Below are 19836 nucleotides of genomic sequence, written 5' to 3' on the forward strand. Positions count from 1 at the left end.
CCGGAGACTGACGGGCACCCCGGAGTACGGTCCTCCGGGGTGCCCGTCGCGGTCTCAGCTCACCGCGTCACTCCGCCGGCCAGGGAACCTGCGGCGCCCGGTGGTACCCGATCCCGAGCGCCTCCCAGCGCGGCCCCTGCGCCGCCAGCCGCTGCCGGTAGCCGTCCCAGCCGTGCGTGGCCCGGGGCGACCAGCCGAGCTCGGCGACGCCCGGCAGCCTCGGGAAGGCCATGTACTCGATGTGGCGGGAGTTCTCGAGGGTCTCCGACCACAGCGGCGCCTCGACGCCCCGGACGGCCGACGCGGGCGCGCCGGGCAGATAGGCGCCCGGGTCCCAGTCGTAGGACCGCCGCACGTCGACGTATCCGGCCCAGGACAGCCCGAGCGGGGTCTGGGCGTCGTACTTCATGTCGAGGTAGACGCGGTCCGCCGGGGACAGGACCAGCCCGGTGCCGGCCCGCGCGGCGGCGGCGACCTGCTCCTTCTCCGCGGCGCCGGTCCCGTCCAGGCCCCAGTACTGGGCGAGGGCGCCCTCGGCCGGGGTCGCGCCGGTCAGCTGGTGCCAGCCGACGACCTTCTTGCCGTACTTGGCGACGACCGGCTGCACCCGGTCCATGAAGGTCACGTAGTCCTCGTGGCTGGTGGAGTGCGCCTCGTCGCCGCCGATGTGCAGATAGCGGCCCGGGGTGAGCGCCGCGATCTCCCGCACCACGTCGTCCACGAAGTCGTAGGTGACCTCCTTCGGCACGCACAGCGAGCTGAAGCCGACCGCGGTGCCGGTGTAGAGCGGAGGGGCTACGCCGTCGCAGTTCAGTTCGGCGTACGAGGCGAGGGCCGCGTTGGTGTGGCCGGGCATGTCGATCTCGGGGACGACCTCCAGGTGCCGGGAGGCCGCGTAGCGGACGATCTCCTTGTAGTCGTCCTTGGTGTAGTAGCCGCCGGGGCCGCCGCCGACCTCGGTCGAGCCGCCGTACGTCGCGAGCCGCGGCCAGGAGTCGATGGCGATGCGCCAGCCCTGGTCGTCGCTGAGGTGCAGGTGCAGCTTGTTGAACTTGTAGAGCGCGAGCTGGTCGATGTAGCGCTTGACCTCACCGACGTCGAAGAAGTGCCGGGACACGTCGAGCATCGCGCCCCGCCAGCCGTAGCGGGGGGTGTCCTTGATGGTGCCGCCCGCGACGAGCCAGGGGCCGGGCTGTACGGAGTCGCGCTCAACGGCCGCGGGGAGGAGCTGGCGCAGCGTCTGCACGCCGTGGAAGAGCCCGGCGGGGCGGGCGGCGGTGATGGTGACGCCGGCGCGCCCGCTCTCCAGGCGGTAGCCCTCGTCGCCGTAGGGGCCCTTGGCGAGCCGCAGCCGGATGCCCCCGTCGCCGTGGGTGGTGACCGGGAGGCGGTAGCCGGTCGAGGGGCGCAGCACCCCGGCGAGATAGCCGCCGACCCCGCGGGCCTCACGGGAGTCGTCGACGCGGATGCGGGTGCCCTCGGTGATGCGGTACGGCGATCCGCCCGGGTCGACGGAGGCCGGGGCGGGTATCACGGCGCCGAGCGCGGTCCCGGTCCCCGGGCGGGCGGGCCCGGGTGCGGGCGCCGCCGCGGTGAGTGAGGCGCCGACCGCGGTGACCAGCAGCAGGGAAGCCAGAAGGCGAGGCGCTCGGTGGTGCAGTGTGCGGTGCTGTCTCACAAACGTCCCTTCCTGGAGCTCCAACAGGTATGGACCACTCTCTCGCGAGACCGGTGGAACAATCCCTCGCATGGCGGAAATCATCCAGAAGGACGGCACGTGGATCTTCGACGGCGACGCCCTGCGCCTGACGCCCGGACGGGACAAGAACGTCGGTCTGCTGCGCAAGACACTGGGTGAACTGGTCGTCCCGCTGGGGGCGTTGGCGGGCATCTCGTTCGAGCAGGGCCGCAGGACGGGGCGGCTGAGGCTACGGCTGCGGGACGGCGCCGACCCGCTGCTGCACGCCACCGCCGGCCGGCTCGCCGAACCCCACGACCCCTACCAGCTGGCCGTCGAGTCCGACCGCTACGGCGTCGCCGAGTACCTCGTGGACGAGGTGCGCCAGGCGCTGCTGCTGGACCAGGTGCCCTCGGACCCGGTCACCGAGTATCTGCTGCCCGGCCCGTCCGTGCCGCTGTCGGCGGCCGCCGGGGACGGCACCGCGAGCTTCGACGGCGAGCAGGTGCGCCTGGAGTGGAACTGGAAGACGGAGGACGCCAAGGCCGCCGCCGGCACCCGCACGCTCGCCGTCACCGACATCGCGGCCGTGGAGTGGCATCCGGCGGCCGGCCTGGAGAACGGCTACCTGCGCTTCACCGTGCGCAACTCCCCGACCAAGGCGCCGCCCAAGTACGACCCCAACGCGGTCGAGCTGTGGGGCTTCAAGAAGGACCCCCTGATGGCCCTGATCGCCGCCGCCGTCCAGGCCCGCCTCCCGCACCCGGCCTCGCCGTCCCCCGGCGCGGCCCTGGACGCCCCGGCGCAGCGGCCGGAGCCCGCCGCGGCCGCCCGCGAGGACGAGCACGACGCGTTGCTGCGGCGCCTGCGCGAACTCGGCGAGCTGCACCGCACCGGCGTGCTGACCGACGAGGAGTTCGCCCTGGCCAAGCAGGCGGTCCTGAAGCGCATGTGACCCGGCTCACCTCACCCATGGCCTGGGCAGGGCATATCGGCGTACCCTACCCCTGCCCGAAATCGGGCAGGATTGTTGCGAAAGATCGGCCGGTACCCCAGGATCTACCGGGTGCACGACGAACTCGTTGATCATCTGACGCGCTCCACGCCCCTCAACCGGGGCGAGGCGCTGCGCGTGGTCCAGGACGTGCTCGCCTACTTCGACGAGACGACCGAGGAGTTCGTCCGTCGCCGCCATCGCGAGCTCCAGGCCCAGGGCCTGGTCAACGCGACGATCTTCGAACAGATCGCGGCGGACCTGAAATACCGGGCGGTGGCACCGCCGGAGCTCACCCTCCGGCAGTTGCGCCGCATCGTCTACGGCTGAGGAATACATCTGTATGTGCGGAATCGTCGGATACATCGGGAAGCGTGACGTCGCCCCTCTGCTCCTGGAAGGCCTGCAGCGCCTGGAGTACCGCGGCTACGACTCGGCCGGCATCGTCGTCACCTCCCCCAAGGCCTCCGGCCTGAGGATGGTCAAGGCCAAGGGCCGGGTGCGCGATCTGGAGGCCAAGGTCCCGGCGCGCTTCAAGGGCACCACCGGTATCGCCCACACCCGCTGGGCCACCCACGGCGCCCCGTCCGACGTCAACGCCCACCCGCACCTGGACGCCGAGGGCAAGGTCGCCGTCGTCCACAACGGCATCATCGACAACGCCTCCGACCTGCGCCGCAAACTGGAGGCGGACGGCGTCGAGTTCCTCTCCGAGACCGACACCGAGGTCCTCGTCCACCTGATCGCCCGTTCGGCGGCCGAGAAGCTGGAGGACAAGGTCCGCGAGATCCTCCGGCTCATCGAGGGCACCTACGGCATCGCCGTCCTGCACGCCGACTTCCCGGACCGCATCGTCGTCGCCCGCAACGGCTCCCCGGTCGTCCTCGGCATCGGCGAGAAGGAGATGTTCGTCGCCTCGGACATCGCCGCGCTGGTCACCCACACCCGGCAGATAGTGACCCTCGACGACGGCGAGATGGCCACGCTCAAGGCCGACGATTTCCGTACGTACACCACCGAGGGCACCCGGACGACGGCCGAGCCCACCACCGTGGAGTGGGAGGCCGCCTCCTACGACATGGGCGGCCACGACACCTACATGCACAAGGAGATCCACGAGCAGGCCGAGGCCGTGGACCGCGTCCTGCGCGGCCGGATCGACGACCGCTTCTCCACCGTGCACCTCGGCGGCCTGAACCTCGACGCCCGCGAGGCCCGCCGGATCCGGCGCGTCAAGATCCTCGGCTGCGGCACCTCGTACCACGCCGGCATGATCGGCGCCCAGATGATCGAGGAGCTGGCCCGCATCCCCGCGGACGCCGAGCCTGCCTCCGAGTTCCGCTACCGCAACGCGGTCGTCGACCCCGACACCCTCTACATCGCCGTCTCCCAGTCCGGCGAGACCTACGACGTGCTGGCGGCCGTCCAGGAGCTGAAGCGCAAGGGCGCCCGGGTCCTGGGCATCGTCAACGTCGTCGGCTCGGCGATCGCCCGCGAGGCCGACGGCGGCATCTACGTGCACGCCGGCCCCGAGGTCTGCGTGGTCTCCACGAAGTGCTTCACCAACACCTGCGTGGCCTTCGCCCTGCTCGCCCTGCACCTCGGCCGCACGCGCGACCTCTCCGTGCGCGACGGCAAGCGGATCATCGAGGGCCTGCGCAAGCTGCCCGCGCAGATCGCCGAGATGATGGAGCAGGAGGGCGAGATCGAGGAGCTGGCCAAGGGCTACGCCGAGGCCCGCTCGATGCTCTTCATCGGGCGGGTGCGGGGCTACCCGGTCGCCCGCGAGGCCTCCCTCAAGCTCAAGGAGGTCTCGTACATCCACGCCGAGGCCTACCCCGCCTCGGAGCTGAAGCACGGCCCGCTCGCCCTCATCGAGCCCGCGCTCCCGACGGTCGCGATCGTCCCGGACGACGACCTGCTGGAGAAGAACCGCGCCGCGATGGAGGAGATCAAGGCCCGCAGCGGCAAGATCCTGGCGGTGGCCCACCGCGAGCAGGAGAAGGCCGACCAGACGATCGTGGTCCCGAAGAACGAGGACGAGCTGGACCCGATCCTGATGGGCATCCCGCTCCAACTCCTCGCCTACCACACGGCACTTGCCCTCGGCCGCGACATCGACAAGCCCCGCAACCTCGCGAAGTCGGTGACGGTCGAGTAGCACCCCGCTCACAGAGGACGGACCCCCATGTGTCGCCACCGAACACAGGGGGTCCGTCTCGTGTGCCGGGAAGCCGCCCAACTCCCCGGCCTGCGCCGCTAGCCGGCGGCCGTCACCCCCCGGCCCGCGGCGCGTCGCGGAAGTGCCGTCGGCCAGTGCGCCAGCGCTGCCGTCGCCGCGTACCAGGCGACCGCACCGGAGGCGACGGCGAACCAGCCGCCCGCCTTGCCCAGCGCCCCGCTGTCCGCGAACTGCCCGATGGCGAGCAGCAGCAGCGCGACGAAGAACAGTCCGTACATGGCCTGCCCGAGCGTGTCGCCACCGGCGAGCGTCAGGGTGAGGACCACGAGGGCGAACAGCAGCAGGAACAGTCCGGCCGCGTTGGCGGAGACCTCGGGCGAGACCGCCCAGGTGAACCAGAGCGCGCCGAGCGCGGCGAACGCGGTGCCGGTCCCGGCGTCGCCTTCCCGGAAGGCGAACAGTCCGGCGACGAACAGCGCGACGCCGCCTACGTAGTGAGCCAGTGTCACGGCGTCCGCCGCCGACACTCCGTCGATCAGTCCGGTCCAGCCGAGGCCGACGGCCAGCAGCGTGACACCGAGTGCGAGTCGGCCGACGATCGTGGTGGTGCTTCCCGCAGAGACGACGTTGTCCACGGCGGGCTCCCTTCATGCATGTGCAGTTGTACGGTGACCGATATATGCCCTTCACAAGAGCACAAACACATCTACGCGCGAGTAGATTCGGCGTGCGCACAACGGGCACCGGCCCTGCCCACGGGGCATCTCACCTGGGCCAACGGGGAGTTACGGAATGACAACGACAGGACGCTTGGCGCGCTTGGCCAACCGCCCGGCCACGGAGCCGAAAATGCGCCCCACGATGCCGTGCGTGGAGCCGACGACGATGGCGTCGGCCTCGTACTCCCGCCCGACCTCCTCGAGTTCGTGGCAGATGTCCCCGCCGCGCTCGACCAGGATCCAGGGCACCTCGGCCAGATAGTCCGCGCAGGCCAGTTCCAGACCGAGCACCTCGGTGCGGTGGTCCGGCACGTCGACGAAGACGGGTGGCTCACAGCCGGCCCACACCGTGGTGGGCAGCCGGTTGGCCACATGGACGATGATCAGGCCCGAACGGGAGCGCAACGCCATCCCGATCGCGTAGGCGAGGGCCCGCTCGGAGGAGGTGGAGCCGTCGAAGCCGACGACCACGCCGTGCTTGAAGGCGGGATCGCACGCGTGGCGCGACTCTTCCGCCGCCAGGGGATCGGCCGCCGTCGGGTCGGCGACCGGCCGCTTGCGGTCCGCTGGTTCGAAGAATTCGTGACCGGCCATGGCTGTCTCGGCGTTGTGATCCTTTATGGGTGGGACGACACTGTGCGGCGGAGCTGTGTCCGGGATCAATCTTCCCAACCCCATACCCCCAAGGGTACGGCGGCACGCCTCCTCGGCCCAGATCCCGCTCACGTCCGCGGCGGGTTCCAGGGAGCATGCACGAGGGGGCGCCCGTAACGCAATGGTTGCTGCCTCGTACAGGCGGTTCGCGCAGGATTCACCTACGGCGACGGCTCGAGCGTGTATGGCAGTGACCGACGGGTGCACCAGGCGTTGATCCACGTGAGCCCGCCAGCACAGGGAGTAGTGATGTCCGCACCCGGCCCGACCTCCGAGACGCGCCCCGTCACCGCGTCCGGTCCGGACGCGGTGACCGACCTGGTGCGTTGGGCCGCCTTCAGCTGCCTGCTCGTGCCGGTGGTCCTGCTGTGGTGCGGGAGCTCCCTCGCGGGCGCCACCGGCACCGCCGTCGGCCTCGCCGCCGTCACGGCGGCCTGCCGGGCGCTGCTGCGCGGCTCCGAGCGTGGCGCCGCGCGGCTGCGGGCGACGGAGGGGGCACCGCACCGGGGCCGGCATCAGCGCAGCGGTTCGGGGGCACACAGGGGTGGGCGGCGCCCCGGCGGGCATACACCGGTCGCCTGACCGGTTTCCGCGCACGCGCCCGTATCTTTTCAGCCAACTTCTGAAGAGTGTGCATCAGCACCCCTCGGCACCCCCCAACCCCCGTTCGACCTGCACGGAAAGGGTCCCGGGGGGCGCGCGCACCCTATGTGGATTGGCCACTGCGACAAGGCGCACTTCCCTGCGCGGCCCGCTAGTGCAACGCTTCGTGATCGAATGCTTCACGCCAAGTTGCCAAGTCGACAATGTGCCGGGTGATGAACTGGCCACGCCGGCACAACGCGACACAGTAGATTCGATCTTGACTGTCTACGGCGGGGGACTCGTGCAGGACCGAGGGGAAACGTGCAGGAGCGACACAACCGAGGAGCCGCGACCACCGAGGGGGGCTTAGCAGTATGAGCCACGACTCCACTGCCGCGCCGGACACCGCGGCCCGGAAACTGTCCGGGCGCCGCCGCAAGGAGATCGTCGCGGTGCTGCTGTTCAGCGGCGGCCCCATCTTCGAGAGTTCCATACCGCTGTCGGTGTTCGGTATCGACCGACAGGACGCCGGCGTACCGCGCTACCGACTACTGGTGTGCGCGGGCGAGGAAGGCCCCCTGCGGACCACAGGGGGCCTGGAACTCACCGCGCCGCATGGCCTGGAAGCGATCTCCCGAGCGGGCACGGTGGTCGTGCCCGCCTGGCGATCGATCACCTCGCCACCGCCGGAGGAGGCGCTCGACGCGCTGCGGCGGGCGCACGAAGAGGGTGCCCGGATCGTGGGCCTGTGCACGGGGGCGTTCGTCCTCGCGGCGGCGGGCCTGCTGGACGGCCGCCCGGCCACCACGCACTGGATGTACGCGCCGACACTGGCGAAGCGCTACCCGTCGGTCCACGTGGACCCCCGGGAGCTGTTCGTCGACGACGGCGACGTACTGACGTCCGCGGGCACGGCGGCCGGAATCGATCTCTGTCTGCACATCGTGCGGACGGACCACGGCAACGAGGCGGCCGGCGCGCTGGCCCGCCGGCTGGTGGTCCCGCCGCGCCGGACCGGCGGACAGGAGCGCTACCTCGATCGGTCTTTACCGGAGGAGATCGGCGCCGACCCGCTCGCCGAGGTCGTCGCCTGGGCGCTGGAACACCTCCACGAGCAGTTCGACGTGGAGACGCTGGCGGCGCGCGCGTACATGAGCCGGCGTACGTTCGACCGCCGCTTCCGCTCACTGACGGGCAGCGCGCCCCTGCAGTGGCTGATCACCCAGCGGGTGCTGCAGGCGCAGCGGCTGCTGGAGACGTCGGACTACTCGGTGGACGAGGTGGCGGGCCGCTGCGGGTTCCGCTCGCCGGTCGCGCTGCGCGGCCACTTCCGCCGTCAGCTGGGCTCGTCCCCGGCCGCGTACCGGGCGGCGTACCGAGCACGCCGCCCGCAGTCCGAGCGACCCTCGGACAGCGACGGCCACTCGAGCACGTCCGCGCCGATGACCGGGCCGCCGCCCCAGGCCGGCCCGTCCCCCTCCCTGCACCCGGAGGGGCCGGTACCGATCCAGTCGCGCCGCACGGCGGCGGCCGGCGCGGTCGGCTCCGCGTCCCTGCCGGGTGACCACGCCCGGGAGACGTATGCCCGGGCCAGTCTGCCGGGGCAGCGAAGCGGGTCGTGACGGCGACGGTGTGACGGGGTCCACAGGGCGCGAACCGCCCCTGTGGGCCCCGGAACGGTCTCGTCGTGTACGCGGCAGACCTCACACGCGCATCTCGGCCGTAGGGTGGACGCATGAACGATCGCATGGTGTGGATCGACTGCGAGATGACCGGTCTCTCGCTGTCCGACGACGCTCTCATCGAGGTGGCCGCCCTCGTCACCGACTCCGAGCTGAACGTGCTCGGCGAGGGAGTGGACATCGTCATCCGCCCGCCGGACCGGGCGCTGGAGACGATGCCGGAGGTGGTCCGCCAGATGCACACCGCGTCCGGACTGCTCGCGGAGCTCCCGGGCGGCACGACCCTCGCGGACGCCGAGGCCCAGGTACTCGCCTACGTGCGTGAGCACGTCAAGGAGCCCGGCAAGGCCCCGCTGTGCGGCAACTCGGTCGGCACCGACCGCGGCTTCCTGCTGCGCGACATGCCCACGCTGGAGGACTACCTCCACTACCGCATCGTCGACGTCTCCAGCATCAAGGAGCTGGCCCGCCGGTGGTATCCGCGGGCGTACTTCAACAGCCCCGAGAAGAACGGCAACCACCGCGCCCTCGCCGACATCCGCGAGTCCATCGCGGAACTCCGCTATTACCGCGAGGCCGTCTTCGTACCCCAGCCGGGCCCCGACTCGGACACCGCGAAGGCGATCGCCGCCAAGCACGTCCTGCCTGCTCAGCCCGCCTGACGAGACCCGTTCGAGGGGCGCCGTAAAAGCCGTGCGCGAGCACCCCTTCGGACCCTGTACACTTTTTCTCGGCCGGTCGGGGAAACGACAGTAGAACCGCCGGTCATGGTGGGTGTAGCTCAGCTGGTAGAGCACCTGGTTGTGGTCCAGGATGCCGCGGGTTCGAGTCCCGTCACTCACCCTTCGCAGCTGAGGGCTGATTCCTTTTCAGGGATCAGCCCTCAGTGGTGTCCCGGTCCGCCTCCGGGTCCGGCAGCACCTTGCGCAGTTCCGCCTCGACCTCGCCCCGCGTGGTCCCGCGCTCCCTCGCGTACTCGGTCACCGTCTGACCCAGGTCGCGGTCGAGGTCGCGCCAGGCCCGCCAGGCCGTCTCGTACGTCTCGCGCTGGGGCGCGTTCCATCCGCCCTCGTGGGTCGGGGCGCCGTAGTCGTCCCGGAGTTCCAGGACCCTCGTGTGCGCCTCGTCCGCGGCCCGCTGTTTCGCCAGAAGTTCCTCGAAGGTGTGTGCCACGCGCGGATCCTATGCGCGGGCCCGGCGGCAGGCGTCCCGACCGGGCCGTCCGCGGCGCCCCCTGACTCGCCCGGCGCAACCCCTGCGCTACGACGAGGCGCGTGCCACCAGCTCCGTCGCCAGCACCATCTGGTGCCGCTGCACGCCCCGGGACACCGCGGGCCGCCGGTCGGCGATCTCGGTGAGCAACAGGTCGATCATCCGGCGGCCCATCTCCTCTATGGGCTGGCGCACGCTGGTGAGCGGCGGGTCCATGTGGCGGGCGATCGCCGAGTCGTCGTAGCCGACCAGGGCCACGTCCTCGGGGATCCGGCGCCCGGCCTCGCGCAGGACCTGGCGGGCGCCGGCCGCGGTCACGTCGGAGGCCGCGAAGACCGCGTCCAGGCCGGGGGCGCGGGCGAGCAGCTGGGTCATGGCGCGCCGGCCGCCGTCCTCGGTGAAGTCGCCCGCCTCGATCAGCTGCTCCGTCGCCGGGTGCCCGGCGTCGCGCAGCGCGTCGCGGTAGCCGTCGATGCGCCGCTGGGCGCCGTAGACGTCGAGGCGGCCGGTGATGTGCGCTATCCGCCGGCGGCCCCGGCCGATCAGGTGCTCGACGGCGGAACGGGCGCCGCCGTAATTGTCCGAGTCCACCGAGGTGAGCGTCTCGTCCGCGGAGCGCGGGCCGCTGATCACGGCCGGGATCTCCAGCTGGGACAGCAGGTCCGGCAGCGGGTCGTCCGCGTGCACCGAGACCAGCAGCACCCCGTCCACCCGGTGTGCCGCGAGGTACTGGGCCAGGCGCCGGCGCTCCCGGTCGCTGCCCGCGAAGATCAGCAGGAGCTGCATCTCGGTTTCGGACAGCTCGGCGCCGACACCGCGCAGCATGTCCGAGAAGTACGGTTCGGCGAAGAACCGCGTCTCCGGCTCGGGGACGACGAGGGCGATCGCGTCGGTGCGGTTCGCGGCCAGGGCGCGGGCCGCGGTGTTGGGGACGTAGCCGAGTTCGGCGACCGCCGCCTGGACCGCGGCGCGGGTCGCGTCGCTGACCCGGGGCGAGCCGTTGATCACCCGGGAGACGGTGCCGCGGCCCACGCCGGCGCGCGCGGCGACCTCCTCCAGGGTGGGCCGGCCACCGCTCCGGCCCCGCGCTCCGTGGCTTGCCATGGGCTCCGCCTTCCGCCGCCGTTCCTCACGCTGGCCTGGAATCTAACAGCCCGGTGTTCCGCGGTGACCGGCACCGCGAGCGCCCCGGACGGGCCGGAAACCGTCGCCCGCACCCCTGGCGCCGGACTCTCAGATTCCAGTTAACAGCCCGATAACTGAACGCATCTCCCGCCGTCCGCTCCCTTGACACCCCCGCGGGAACCGACGACTCTTCAACTCATCACTGGTGGGAGCGCTCCCACAGTACCTGACACCTACACAACCCGCACGTTCCCCGCCCGAGCCGCAGCGAGTACAACTTACGGGACCAACCATGCAGTTGGCCGGGGGGTCGGCACGTCAGGGCAACAGGAGGACGCAATGCGAGCACGTAAGTCGGTGGTCCTCGCGGCCATCGCGACGCTGGGCGCCGGGCTGCTGGCCGGCTGTGCCGACGACGGCGGCGACGAGGGCGGCTCCGGCTCGTCGGGCGACGGCAAGGGCAAGACCACGATCACCCTGGGCCTGTTCGGGACGATGGGCTTCAAGGAAGCCGGTCTCTACGACGAGTACATGAAGCTCAACCCGGACATCACCATCAAGGAGAACGTCACCGAGCGCAACGAGAACTACTACCCCGCGCTCGTCAACCACCTCACCACCAACAGCGGTCTGATGGACATCCAGGCCGTCGAGGTGGGCAACATCGCCGAGGTGGCCACGACCCAGGGCACCAAGCTGCTCGACCTGTCGAAGTACGGCAAGGAGAGCGACTACCTGGAGTGGAAGTGGAAGCAGGCCGCCACCGCGGACGGCCAGACCATCGGTCTCGGCACCGACGTCGGCCCGATGGCCATCTGCTACCGCAAGGACCTCTTCGAGAAGGCCGGACTGCCCACCGACCGCGAGGAAGTGGGCAAGCTGTGGGCGGGCGACTGGGCGAAGTTCGTCGACGCCGGCCGTGACTACCAGAAGAAGGCGCCCTCCGGCACCACCTTCATGGACTCCCCCGGCGGCCTCATCCAGGCGATCCTCAGCAGCGAGACCGAGCGCTTCTACGACTCCTCCGGCGAGGTCATCTACAAGACCAACCCGGCCGTCAAGTCCGCCTTCGACCTGACGGCGGCCGCCGCCGAGGACGGTCTGGTCGGCAACCAGACGCAGTTCCAGCCGGCCTGGGACACCACCATCGCCAACAGCAAGTTCGCCGCGATGTCCTGCCCGCCGTGGATGCTCGGCTACATCAAGGGCAAGTCGAAGCCGGACGCGGCCGGCAAGTGGGACGTGGCCGCGGCGCCCAAGTCCGGCAACTGGGGCGGCTCCTTCCTGGCGGTGCCCAAGTCCGGCAAGAACGCGGAGGCCGCGGCGAAGCTCGCCGCCTGGCTGACCGCGCCCGAGCAGCAGGCCAAGCTGTTCAAGGTGCAGGGCAACTTCCCGAGCACCCCGCCCGCGTACGAGATGGACGAGGTCAAGAGCGCCAAGAACGAGATGACCGGTGACGCCCCGATCGGCGAGATCTTCGCCGAGGCCGCCAAGAGCGCCCCGGTCCAGGTGATCGGCCCGAAGGACCAGATCATCCAGCAGGGCCTGACCGACAACGGCGTGATCCTGGTCGCCCAGGGCAAGTCGGCCAAGGAGGCCTGGGAGACGGCCGTGAAGACCATCGACAACAACCTGGACCAGTGACCCGTATGACCACTGGGCACGACACCGCCGCCGCGTCCCCCGCCAAGGAGGGGGGCGCGGCCCCGGCCCGCCCGTCGGCCGGCGCGCCGGTCTCCGAGCAGGAGCGGCGGCGCCGGGCCCGGCTGTCCCGCCGCTGGCAGCGGGACATGCGCTGGAGCCCGTACGCCTTCGTCTCGCCGTTCTTCCTGCTCTTCCTCGCCTTCGGCCTGTTTCCGCTCGTCTACACGGGATGGGCCTCGCTGCACCAGGTGGAGCTGACCGCGCCCACCGACATGAACTGGGTGGGCCTGCGCAACTACACCCGGATCTTCGACGACGACTTCTTCTGGAACGCGGCCCGCAACACCCTGACCATCGGCGTCATCTCCACCGTTCCCCAGTTGCTGATGGCGATGGGCCTGGCCCACATCCTCAACTACAAGCTGCGCGCCTCGACCTTCTACCGGGTCGTGATGCTGGCTCCGTACGCCACCTCGATCGCCGCCGCGTCGCTGGTCTTCGTGCTGCTCTTCGGCCGCGACTACGGCATGATCAACTGGGCGCTCGGCGCCGTCGGCTTCGACCACGTCGACTGGCAGAACGAGAAGTGGCCCTCCCAGATCGCCGTCTCGACGATCGTCATCTGGCGCTGGACCGGCTACAACGCGCTGATCTACCTGGCCGCGATGCAGGCGATACCGCAGGACCTCTACGAGTCGGCGGCACTGGACGGGGCCAACCGCTGGCAGCAGTTCCTCCACGTGACGCTGCCGTCGCTGCGGCCGACGATCCTGTTCACCGTCGTCGTGTCGACGATCGGCGCCTCCCAGGTGTTCGGCGAGCCGCTGCTGTTCGACGCCAACAAGGGCGCCTCGGGCGGATCCCAGCACCAGTTCCAGACGCTCGGCCTGTACCTGTACGAGCAGGGCTGGGTCAACCAGCACCTGGGCCGCGCCTCCGCCATCGCCTGGACGATGTTCCTGATCCTCATCGTGATCGGGATCGTCAACTACGTCATCTCGCGCCGGCTGCGCGCCAGTAGTCAAGGAGACCGGCCGTGACGACGACAGCGACCAAGCCCCCGGCCGAGGAGGTCAGGCAGCTCCGGCGGCCCAAGGCGGCGCGCGCCGGCGGGACCCTGCACGCCGGACCCGTCGCGTACGTGATCCTCGCCCTGTTCACCATCGGATCGCTGTTCCCGCTGGTGTGGACGGCGATCGCCGCGTCCCGCGACAACCAGCGGCTGGCCGAGACGCCACCGCCGTTCTGGTTCGGCTCGAACCTGATGAACAACCTGGAGATCGCCTGGAAGGACGCCAACCTCGGTGAGGCCTTCCTCAACACCACCATCGTGGCCGGGATCTCGGCGGTCACCATCGTGGTGCTGTCGACGATCGCCGGGTTCGCCTTCGCCAAGCTGCGCTTCCGCGGCCGTAGCGCGATGATGCTCGTCGTCATCGGCACGATGATGGTGCCGCCGCAGCTCAGCGTGATCCCGCTGTACATGATGGTCGCGAAGCTGGACTGGACCGATCAGCTCCAGGCGGTGATCCTGCCGTCGCTCGTGAGCGCCTTCGGGGTCTTCTTCATGCGTCAGTACCTGTTGCAGGCGCTGCCCGACGAGCTGATCGAGGCCGCCCGGGTGGACGGCGCGAGCAGTCTGCGCGTGATCTGGCACATCGTGTTCCCGGCGGCGCGGCCGGCGATGGCGGTGCTGGGCATGCTGATGTTCGTCCAGACGTGGAACGACTTCCTGTGGCCGTTCCTGGTGCTGACCCAGACGGGCAACCCGACCGTGCAGGTGGCGGTCGCGGGCCTGGGCCGCGGCTACACCCCCGACCAGTCCCTGATCATGGCCGGCGCGCTGCTCGGCACGGTGCCGTTGCTGCTGGTCTTCACGATCTTCGGCAAGCAGATCGTGGGCGGCATCATGCAGGGCGCGGTCAAGGGCTGACACTTTCCCTCGCGCGCAAGGGGCCGGGTCACCGCCGCCTCGGCCCCTCTTTCTCACGACTTCCTTGGGAGCGCTTCCATGCCTGAACCCGCATCGCCGGTCTCCTTCCCGCCCGCCTTCCTCTGGGGCGCGGCCACCTCGGCCTACCAGATCGAGGGCGCCGTGCGGGAGGGCGGCCGCACCCCGTCCATCTGGGACACCTTCAGTCATACGCCGGGCAGGACGGCCGACGGCGACACCGGTGACATCGCTGTCGACCACTACCACCGCTTCCGCGAGGACGTCGCGCTCATGGCCGAGCTGGGCCTGACCGCGTACCGCTTCTCGATCTCCTGGTCCCGGGTGCAGCCCACGGGCCGCGGCCCCGCGGTCCAGGTCGGGCTCGACTTCTACCGGCGGCTGGTCGACGAGTTGCTGGCGGCCGGGATCAAGCCGGCGGTCACCCTCTACCACTGGGACCTGCCGCAGGAGCTGGAGGACGCGGGCGGCTGGCCCGAGCGCGACACGGCGTTCCGGTTCGCGGAGTACGCGCAGCTCGTCGGCGAGGCGCTCGGCGACCGGGTGGAGCAGTGGATCACGCTCAACGAGCCCTGGTGCAGCGCCTTCCTCGGCTACGGCTCCGGGGTGCACGCCCCGGGCCGTACCGAACCGGCCGCCGCGCTGCGGGCGGCCCACCACCTGAACCTGGCGCACGGGCTCGGCACGTCCGCGCTGCGGTCGGTGATGCCGGCCCGCAACACGGTCGCGGTGTCCCTCAACTCCTCGGTGGTGCGCCCCGTTTCGCAGGACCCGGCGGACCTGGCGGCGGCGCGGAAGATCGACGACCTGGCCAACGGGATCTTCCACGGCCCGATGCTGCACGGCGCCTACCCGCAGACCCTGACCGCCGCGACGGCGTCGGTCACGGACTGGTCGTTCGTCCAGGACGGCGACCTGACGGCCGCCCACCAGCGGCTGGACGCGCTGGGCCTCAACTACTACACCCCGACGCTGGTCTCGGCGGCCGACCCGGACGCGAAGGGCCCCCGCGCCGACGGTCACGGCACAAGCTCCCACTCCCCCTGGCCTGCCGCGGACGACGTGGCCTTCCACCAGACGCCGGGCGAGCGCACCGCGATGGGCTGGACCATCGACCCGTCCGGCCTGCACGAACTGATCATGCGGTACCGGCGGGAGGCGCCCGGCCTGCCGCTGTACATCACCGAGAACGGCGCGGCCTGCGACGACAAGCCCGACCCCGACGGCCGCGTCCACGATCCCGAGCGCATCGCCTATCTGCACGGCCACCTCTCGGCGGTCCACCGGGCCGTCGCGGACGGCGCCGACGTCCGGGGGTACTACCTGTGGTCCCTGATGGACAACTTCGAGTGGGCCTACGGCTACGGCAAGCGGTTCGGCGCGGTCTACGTCGACTACGCGACGCTGGAGCGCACCCCGAAGTCGAGCGCCCGCTGGTACGGGGCGGCGGCGCGGTCGGGGTCGCTCCCGCCGGTCGAAGGCGCCTAGGGCCTCGGTGGAGGGAGGTCGAGGCGCGGCACCGGTGGGGGGTGGTGCCGCGCCCCGGGCTTCCGGGGTGCACGGGAAGTGTGCAGCGTCAGCACCCTAGTCGGCCGGACTCGGGCAAAGTGCCCGATCCGGACGGCCGTCGGGGAACTTATGGTGCGCTTAAGGCAGGGATCGGGGACGCTTGAGGATCGCGCTCGATCTGCCCTGTCTGCGGCGTCTCATGGACCCGCGGTGGCTGCGCCGCCCGGGCGTCCGCTCGCGTGGGTCCAGCTGGATCCAGATCCGCACCTCGGTGCCACCCAGCACCGACGAACCGATCCGTACGTCGCCGCCCGTCGCCTCCGCGAGCCGGCGCACGATGTCCAGCCCGAGCCCGGTCGACCCGTCGCTGCCGGAGCCCCGGCCGCGTGCCATCGCCGCCTCGGGGTCGGCTATGCCGGGCCCCGCGTCGGAGACCAGCACGATCACCGCGTCCTCGCCGTTGTGCACGTCGACCGCGAAGGCGGTGCCCTCGGGGGTGTGCCTGAAGACGTTGCCCAGCAGGGCGTCGAGGGCGGCGGCGAGGTCCGCGCGGGCCACGGGTATGCGCACCGGCCGCTCCACACCGGCCGTGCGCACCTTGCGGCCCTCGTCCTCGGCCAGCGCCGACCAGAACTCCATCCGCTCGCGCACCACCTCCGCCGCGTCGCACCCGGCGCCCGGACCGGCCGCCGCGGTCTGCGGCTTGGCCTCCCGGGCGGTCCGGATGATCGTGTCGACCTCACGCTCCAACTGGGCCACCGCGGCGCGGGTCTGCTCGGCGGCCGGCCCGTCCCCGAGCGAGGCCGCGTTCAGCCGCAGCACCGTCAGCGGTGTCCGCAGCCGGTGGGACAGGTCCGCGGCCAGTTCCCGCTCGTTGGCGAGGAGCTGGACGACCTGGTCGGCCATCGAGTTGAACGCCACTGCCGCCAGGCGCAGTTCCCGCGGCCCCTCCTCCGGCACCCTGGCGCCCAGCCGGCCGTCGCCGAGTTCGCGCGCGCCCTCGACCAGCCGCTGCGCCGGGCGCACCATCCGCGCGCCCAGCCGGTCGGCGACCGCGACCGACCCGACGATCAGCGCGAGTCCGACCCCGGCCAGCACCGCCCAGGCCGCGGCCACTCCCCTGGTGACGGCGGCGTCGGGGATGAACACCTCGACCACGGCGAACTCGCCGGAGCTCAGCGCGACCGGCTGCAGCAGCGCCGAGCCGCCGCTCGCCGCGGCCGTCGAGGCCCGGCCCAGCTCCCGGGTCGCCTCGATGTCCGCGTCGGCGGCCCGCTGCCGCCCGACACCGACGGCTCGCGCGCCGTCGCCGCCCGGTATGTGCAGGGCCATCACGTCGCCCGAACCCGCCGCGGCGACCGCGCGTTCGAGCTGGTCGCGGTCGGTGGTGATGGACAGCGCCGGAGCGATCTCCGCGGCGTTCCGCTCGGCGTCGGAGAACGCGCGGTCGCGGGCCAACTCCTTGACGACCAGCCCGAGCGGGACCGCGAAGGCGACCACGACCATGGCGGTGACCGCCAGCGAGACCTTGACCAGTGCCCACCTCATGGCCGCGCCTGTGCCTGCGGCGGTTCCAGCTTCACTCCGACGCCGCGCAGGGTGTGCAGATAGCGCGGGCGCGCGGCCGTCTCGCCCAGTTTCCTGCGCAGCCAGGACAGATGGACGTCGATGGTCTGGTCGTCGCCGTAGGACTGCTGCCACACCTCGGCGAGCAGCTCCCTGCGTGACACGACCACCCCGGGCCGCCCGGCCAGGAAGGCCAGCAGGTCGAACTCGCGCCGGGTCAGGTCCAGTCGAGTCCCGTCCAGCTCGGCCTCGCGGCGCAGCGGGTCCACCGTCAGTCCGCCCACCCGCAGCACCGGGGACGGCGGGGCGTCGGCGCCGGTCGCGCGGGAGCGGCGCAGGACGGCGGCGATCCGTGCGGAGAGGTGCTCCACCGAGAAGGGCTTGGTCAGATAGTCGTCCGCGCCGTCGTTCAGCAGCCGGACGACCTCCGTCTCGTCGTCCCTCGCCGTGGCGATGATCACGGGTACGTCCGTGATGCCGCGCAGCATCTTCAGGGCCTCGGAGCCGTCCAGGTCGGGCAGGCCGAGGTCCAGGATGACCACGTCGAAACGGAAGTGGGCGACCTCGCGCAGCGCCTCCAGCGCCGTGCCGACGCTGCGCACGGTGTGCGCGGCGTCGGTCAGGTGCCGGATGAGCGCCGAGCGTACGAACTGGTCGTCCTCGACCACGAGAACACTTGCCATGCGCCGCACCGTACGCCATGCGAGGGAGCCGGGTCCGGCGCCTGTGGACAACCCGGCGCCTGTGGACAACTCCGTGCGCAACTCCTTGTCCAACAGTGACCGGTGGGACAGCGGTGTCACGGGTGAGGCAGTATGGCCCGCGATGCTCAGAGGACTCGTGCACGTACTGGCCTGGTCGCTCGCCACCGGCGCGGCGACCACGCTGTCGTGGTGGGGTGTCCACTCGGTCATGGCGGGCACGGTGTACGACCCGCCGCGCGCCCTGCCCGTCACCGCGGCCGACGCGAGCACCCGTGCGCCGCGGCCGGCGTCCACCGCCGCGAGCACGCGCCGGCCCGAACCGTCGCGGAGTGCGAGCTCCGCGCCGGCCACGCGGAAGCCGGCCCCCTCCGCCACCCCGAGCGCCTCCCCGAGGCCGAGCGCTCCGCCCTCGGCTCCCGTGTCCGGACAGATCAAGAGCTACGCCACCGAGGGCGGCCGGGCCGTCTTCGACCTCGGCGACGCCTCCGCGACGCTGGTGTCGGCGACCCCGGACGCGGGCTGGTCGATGCAGGTGTGGAAGACGGAGACGTGGATCCGAGTGGAGTTCGCGGCCGGCGCGGAGCGGGTGTCGGTGTTCTGCACCTGGCACGACGGGCCACCGCGGGTGGAGATCGGTACGTACTAGCCCCGCGCCGGTACCCCCGTGGCGGTACCCCGCGCCGGTATTCGCGCCACCGCGCCCAACGCCCAAACGCCCCGCGCCCAGCGCCCCGCGCCCGCGTTCAGCGGAAGACGGAGGGCGGCGGTGCCGGTGAGGCGACCGCCCCGGCGTCCGACACCGGCGTCGCGCCCCCCGTGAAGTCGGCGAGCCTGCGGCCGTGGTCGACGCGGCCGGGATGGGGGTCGGAGGCGGCGCGGCGGGTCAGCTCCGCGAGCGGCAGCGGCAGGTCCGAGGCGACGAGGATCGCGTTCCCGAAGCGCTTGCCCCTGAGCACCGCCGGATCGGCGATCAGGGCGAGCTCGCCGAAGCGGGCGGCGGCGGTGGCGATCTGGCCGCGCAGGTGCGCGAGCGGCGGGCCGTCGGCGACGTTGGCGGCGTACAGACCGCCGGGCCGCAGTGCCCGGCGGACCTCGTCGAGGAACTCGGTCGAGGTGAGGTGGCCCGGCGTCCGGGCCCCGCTGAACACATCGGCGACGATCAGATCGGCCCAGCCGTCCGGCACCTTGGCGAGCCCTTCGCGGGCGTCCGCCGAGCGCACCCGGATGCGCGCGCCCGGCGCCAACGGCAACTCCCGGCGGACCAGTTGGACGAGGGACGCGTCACGTTCGACGACCTGCTGGGTGGAGCGGGGGCGGGTGGCGGCGACGTAGCGGGCGAGCGTGAGGGCGCCACCGCCGAGGTGCACGGCCTGGAGCGGCTTGCCGGGCAGGGCGGCGAGGTCGATGACGTGGCCGAGGCGCCGCTGGTACTCGAAGAAGAGGTACGCCGGATCGTCCAGATCGACGTGGGACTGCGGGGCCCCGTCGATCAGCAGGGTCCAGGCCCGCGCCCGGTCCCGGTCCGGTATCAGCTGGGCGAGGCCGCCGTCGACGGTCTCCTCCACGGCTACGAGTGCGGCTTGCGCCCGCCGCGGCTTCCTGGACTTTCCCACGCGACCATTATCGGCGGG

The 19836-nt window shown here is 71.6% G+C and carries 19 protein-coding genes and 1 tRNA gene; 12 read left to right on the forward strand and 8 right to left on the reverse strand.

What is annotated here, in order from left to right; translation table 11 throughout:
* Positions 1 to 67 precede the first annotated feature (67 nt).
* Positions 68 to 1678, reverse strand: a complete 1611-nt coding sequence (locus ACIP2X_RS33650; protein WP_401680688.1) for a beta-N-acetylhexosaminidase — start codon at positions 1676 to 1678, stop codon at positions 68 to 70.
* A 70-nt stretch (positions 1679 to 1748) separates the two neighbouring features.
* Between ACIP2X_RS33650 and ACIP2X_RS33655 the strand changes: the two genes are divergently transcribed.
* The 3 genes from ACIP2X_RS33655 (at position 1749) to glmS (ending at position 4833) form a co-directional block, all read left to right on the forward strand.
* On the forward strand, positions 1749 to 2633 hold the full coding sequence (locus tag ACIP2X_RS33655) for a DUF4429 domain-containing protein (RefSeq protein ID WP_401680690.1): 885 nt from the start codon (positions 1749 to 1751) through the stop codon (positions 2631 to 2633).
* A gap of 111 nt (positions 2634 to 2744) precedes the next feature.
* Positions 2745 to 3002 carry a hypothetical protein gene (locus tag ACIP2X_RS33660; protein WP_401680693.1) on the forward strand — a complete coding sequence of 86 codons (258 nt, stop codon included), beginning with the start codon at positions 2745 to 2747 and terminating at the stop codon, positions 3000 to 3002.
* A gap of 13 nt (positions 3003 to 3015) precedes the next feature.
* Entirely contained in the window at positions 3016 to 4833 is a 1818-nt protein-coding gene (gene glmS / locus ACIP2X_RS33665) for a glutamine--fructose-6-phosphate transaminase (isomerizing) (RefSeq protein ID WP_401680695.1), read from the forward strand.
* Positions 4834 to 4931: 98 nt separating this feature from the next.
* On the opposite strand, the gene ACIP2X_RS33670 is transcribed toward glmS, so the two are convergent.
* Positions 4932 to 5489 (reverse strand): GPR1/FUN34/YaaH family transporter, encoded by a 558-nt coding sequence (locus tag ACIP2X_RS33670; protein WP_401680698.1) that lies wholly within the window; start codon positions 5487 to 5489, stop codon positions 4932 to 4934.
* A 150-nt stretch (positions 5490 to 5639) separates the two neighbouring features.
* On the reverse strand, positions 5640 to 6167 hold the full coding sequence (locus tag ACIP2X_RS33675) for a universal stress protein (protein ID WP_401680701.1): 528 nt from the start codon (positions 6165 to 6167) through the stop codon (positions 5640 to 5642).
* Positions 6168 to 6476: 309 nt separating this feature from the next.
* Here ACIP2X_RS33675 and ACIP2X_RS33680 point away from each other — a divergent pair, with 309 nt between their 5' ends.
* The 4 genes from ACIP2X_RS33680 to ACIP2X_RS33695 all read left to right on the forward strand — a co-directional run bounded on the left by ACIP2X_RS33680 (position 6477) and on the right by ACIP2X_RS33695 (position 9337).
* The gene (locus ACIP2X_RS33680; RefSeq protein WP_401680704.1) at positions 6477 to 6809 is read left to right on the forward strand and encodes a hypothetical protein; all 333 of its coding nucleotides are present in this window, start codon (positions 6477 to 6479) and stop codon (positions 6807 to 6809) included.
* A gap of 377 nt (positions 6810 to 7186) precedes the next feature.
* Positions 7187 to 8434: a helix-turn-helix domain-containing protein gene (locus tag ACIP2X_RS33685; protein ID WP_401680707.1), complete on the forward strand. Its 1248-nt coding sequence runs from the start codon at positions 7187 to 7189 to the stop codon at positions 8432 to 8434.
* Between the two features lie 113 nt (positions 8435 to 8547).
* Complete coding sequence (gene orn, locus ACIP2X_RS33690) at positions 8548 to 9156, forward strand: oligoribonuclease (RefSeq protein ID WP_401680710.1); 609 nt, start codon at positions 8548 to 8550, stop codon at positions 9154 to 9156.
* 108 nt (positions 9157 to 9264) lie between these two features.
* Positions 9265 to 9337 (forward strand) — tRNA-His (locus ACIP2X_RS33695).
* Between the two features lie 33 nt (positions 9338 to 9370).
* Here ACIP2X_RS33695 and ACIP2X_RS33700 read toward each other — a convergent pair.
* Both ACIP2X_RS33700 and ACIP2X_RS33705 read right to left on the reverse strand, forming a co-directional pair.
* Positions 9371 to 9667, reverse strand: coding sequence for a hypothetical protein (locus ACIP2X_RS33700; RefSeq protein WP_401680713.1), 297 nt, complete (start codon positions 9665 to 9667; stop codon positions 9371 to 9373).
* A gap of 87 nt (positions 9668 to 9754) precedes the next feature.
* A complete protein-coding gene (locus tag ACIP2X_RS33705; RefSeq protein ID WP_401680716.1) occupies positions 9755 to 10810 on the reverse strand; it encodes a LacI family DNA-binding transcriptional regulator in 1056 nt (351 codons plus the stop codon).
* Between the two features lie 360 nt (positions 10811 to 11170).
* Here ACIP2X_RS33705 and ACIP2X_RS33710 point away from each other — a divergent pair, with 360 nt between their 5' ends.
* The 4 genes from ACIP2X_RS33710 to ACIP2X_RS33725 all read left to right on the forward strand — a co-directional run bounded on the left by ACIP2X_RS33710 (position 11171) and on the right by ACIP2X_RS33725 (position 15914).
* A complete protein-coding gene (locus ACIP2X_RS33710; protein ID WP_401680719.1) occupies positions 11171 to 12475 on the forward strand; it encodes an ABC transporter substrate-binding protein in 1305 nt (434 codons plus the stop codon).
* A 5-nt stretch (positions 12476 to 12480) separates the two neighbouring features.
* Positions 12481 to 13515, forward strand: a complete 1035-nt coding sequence (locus tag ACIP2X_RS33715) for a carbohydrate ABC transporter permease (RefSeq protein WP_401680721.1) — start codon at positions 12481 to 12483, stop codon at positions 13513 to 13515.
* A complete protein-coding gene (locus ACIP2X_RS33720) occupies positions 13512 to 14408 on the forward strand; it encodes a carbohydrate ABC transporter permease (protein ID WP_401680724.1) in 897 nt (298 codons plus the stop codon). The genes ACIP2X_RS33715 and ACIP2X_RS33720 overlap by 4 nt, the downstream gene beginning before the upstream one ends.
* 78 nt (positions 14409 to 14486) lie before the next feature.
* Positions 14487 to 15914 (forward strand): GH1 family beta-glucosidase, encoded by a 1428-nt coding sequence (locus ACIP2X_RS33725; protein WP_401680727.1) that lies wholly within the window; start codon positions 14487 to 14489, stop codon positions 15912 to 15914.
* Between the two features lie 159 nt (positions 15915 to 16073).
* On the opposite strand, the gene ACIP2X_RS33730 is transcribed toward ACIP2X_RS33725, so the two are convergent.
* Positions 16074 to 17483 carry a sensor histidine kinase gene (locus ACIP2X_RS33730; RefSeq protein WP_401680729.1) on the reverse strand — a complete coding sequence of 470 codons (1410 nt, stop codon included), beginning with the start codon at positions 17481 to 17483 and terminating at the stop codon, positions 16074 to 16076.
* Positions 17480 to 18184 carry a response regulator transcription factor gene (locus ACIP2X_RS33735; RefSeq protein ID WP_401680731.1) on the reverse strand — a complete coding sequence of 235 codons (705 nt, stop codon included), beginning with the start codon at positions 18182 to 18184 and terminating at the stop codon, positions 17480 to 17482. The genes ACIP2X_RS33730 and ACIP2X_RS33735 overlap by 4 nt, the downstream gene beginning before the upstream one ends.
* Positions 18185 to 18326: 142 nt before the next feature.
* On the opposite strand from ACIP2X_RS33735, the gene ACIP2X_RS33740 reads away from it, so the two are divergent.
* Entirely contained in the window at positions 18327 to 18851 is a 525-nt protein-coding gene (locus tag ACIP2X_RS33740) for a hypothetical protein (protein WP_401680734.1), read from the forward strand.
* Positions 18852 to 18948: 97 nt separating this feature from the next.
* Here ACIP2X_RS33740 and ACIP2X_RS33745 read toward each other — a convergent pair whose 3' ends face one another.
* The gene (locus tag ACIP2X_RS33745) at positions 18949 to 19818 is read right to left on the reverse strand and encodes a spermidine synthase (protein WP_401680737.1); all 870 of its coding nucleotides are present in this window, start codon (positions 19816 to 19818) and stop codon (positions 18949 to 18951) included.
* Positions 19819 to 19836: the final 18 nt, after the last annotated feature.

The sequence above is a fragment of the Streptomyces sp. NPDC089424 genome (assembly GCF_044749345.1).
GTDB lineage: Bacteria > Actinomycetota > Actinomycetes > Streptomycetales > Streptomycetaceae > Streptomyces.

Excerpts from the sequence above, each read along its gene's own strand:
- orn (WP_401680710.1), top strand. The coding sequence starts at position 8,548 with ATGAACGATCGCATGGTGTGGATCGACTGCGAGATGACCGGTCTCTCG.
- ACIP2X_RS33655 (WP_401680690.1), top strand. The coding sequence starts at position 1,749 with ATGGCGGAAATCATCCAGAAGGACGGCACGTGGATCTTCGACGGCGAC.
- ACIP2X_RS33680 (WP_401680704.1), top strand. The coding sequence starts at position 6,477 with ATGTCCGCACCCGGCCCGACCTCCGAGACGCGCCCCGTCACCGCGTCC.
- ACIP2X_RS33675 (WP_401680701.1), bottom strand. The coding sequence starts at position 6,167 with ATGGCCGGTCACGAATTCTTCGAACCAGCGGACCGCAAGCGGCCGGTC.
- ACIP2X_RS33710 (WP_401680719.1), top strand. The coding sequence starts at position 11,171 with ATGCGAGCACGTAAGTCGGTGGTCCTCGCGGCCATCGCGACGCTGGGC.
- ACIP2X_RS33740 (WP_401680734.1), top strand. The coding sequence starts at position 18,327 with ATGCTCAGAGGACTCGTGCACGTACTGGCCTGGTCGCTCGCCACCGGC.
- ACIP2X_RS33725 (WP_401680727.1), top strand. The coding sequence starts at position 14,487 with ATGCCTGAACCCGCATCGCCGGTCTCCTTCCCGCCCGCCTTCCTCTGG.
- ACIP2X_RS33705 (WP_401680716.1), bottom strand. The coding sequence starts at position 10,810 with ATGGCAAGCCACGGAGCGCGGGGCCGGAGCGGTGGCCGGCCCACCCTG.
- ACIP2X_RS33715 (WP_401680721.1), top strand. The coding sequence starts at position 12,481 with ATGACCACTGGGCACGACACCGCCGCCGCGTCCCCCGCCAAGGAGGGG.
- glmS (WP_401680695.1), top strand. The coding sequence starts at position 3,016 with ATGTGCGGAATCGTCGGATACATCGGGAAGCGTGACGTCGCCCCTCTG.
- ACIP2X_RS33735 (WP_401680731.1), bottom strand. The coding sequence starts at position 18,184 with ATGGCAAGTGTTCTCGTGGTCGAGGACGACCAGTTCGTACGCTCGGCG.
- ACIP2X_RS33685 (WP_401680707.1), top strand. The coding sequence starts at position 7,187 with ATGAGCCACGACTCCACTGCCGCGCCGGACACCGCGGCCCGGAAACTG.
- ACIP2X_RS33730 (WP_401680729.1), bottom strand. The coding sequence starts at position 17,483 with ATGAGGTGGGCACTGGTCAAGGTCTCGCTGGCGGTCACCGCCATGGTC.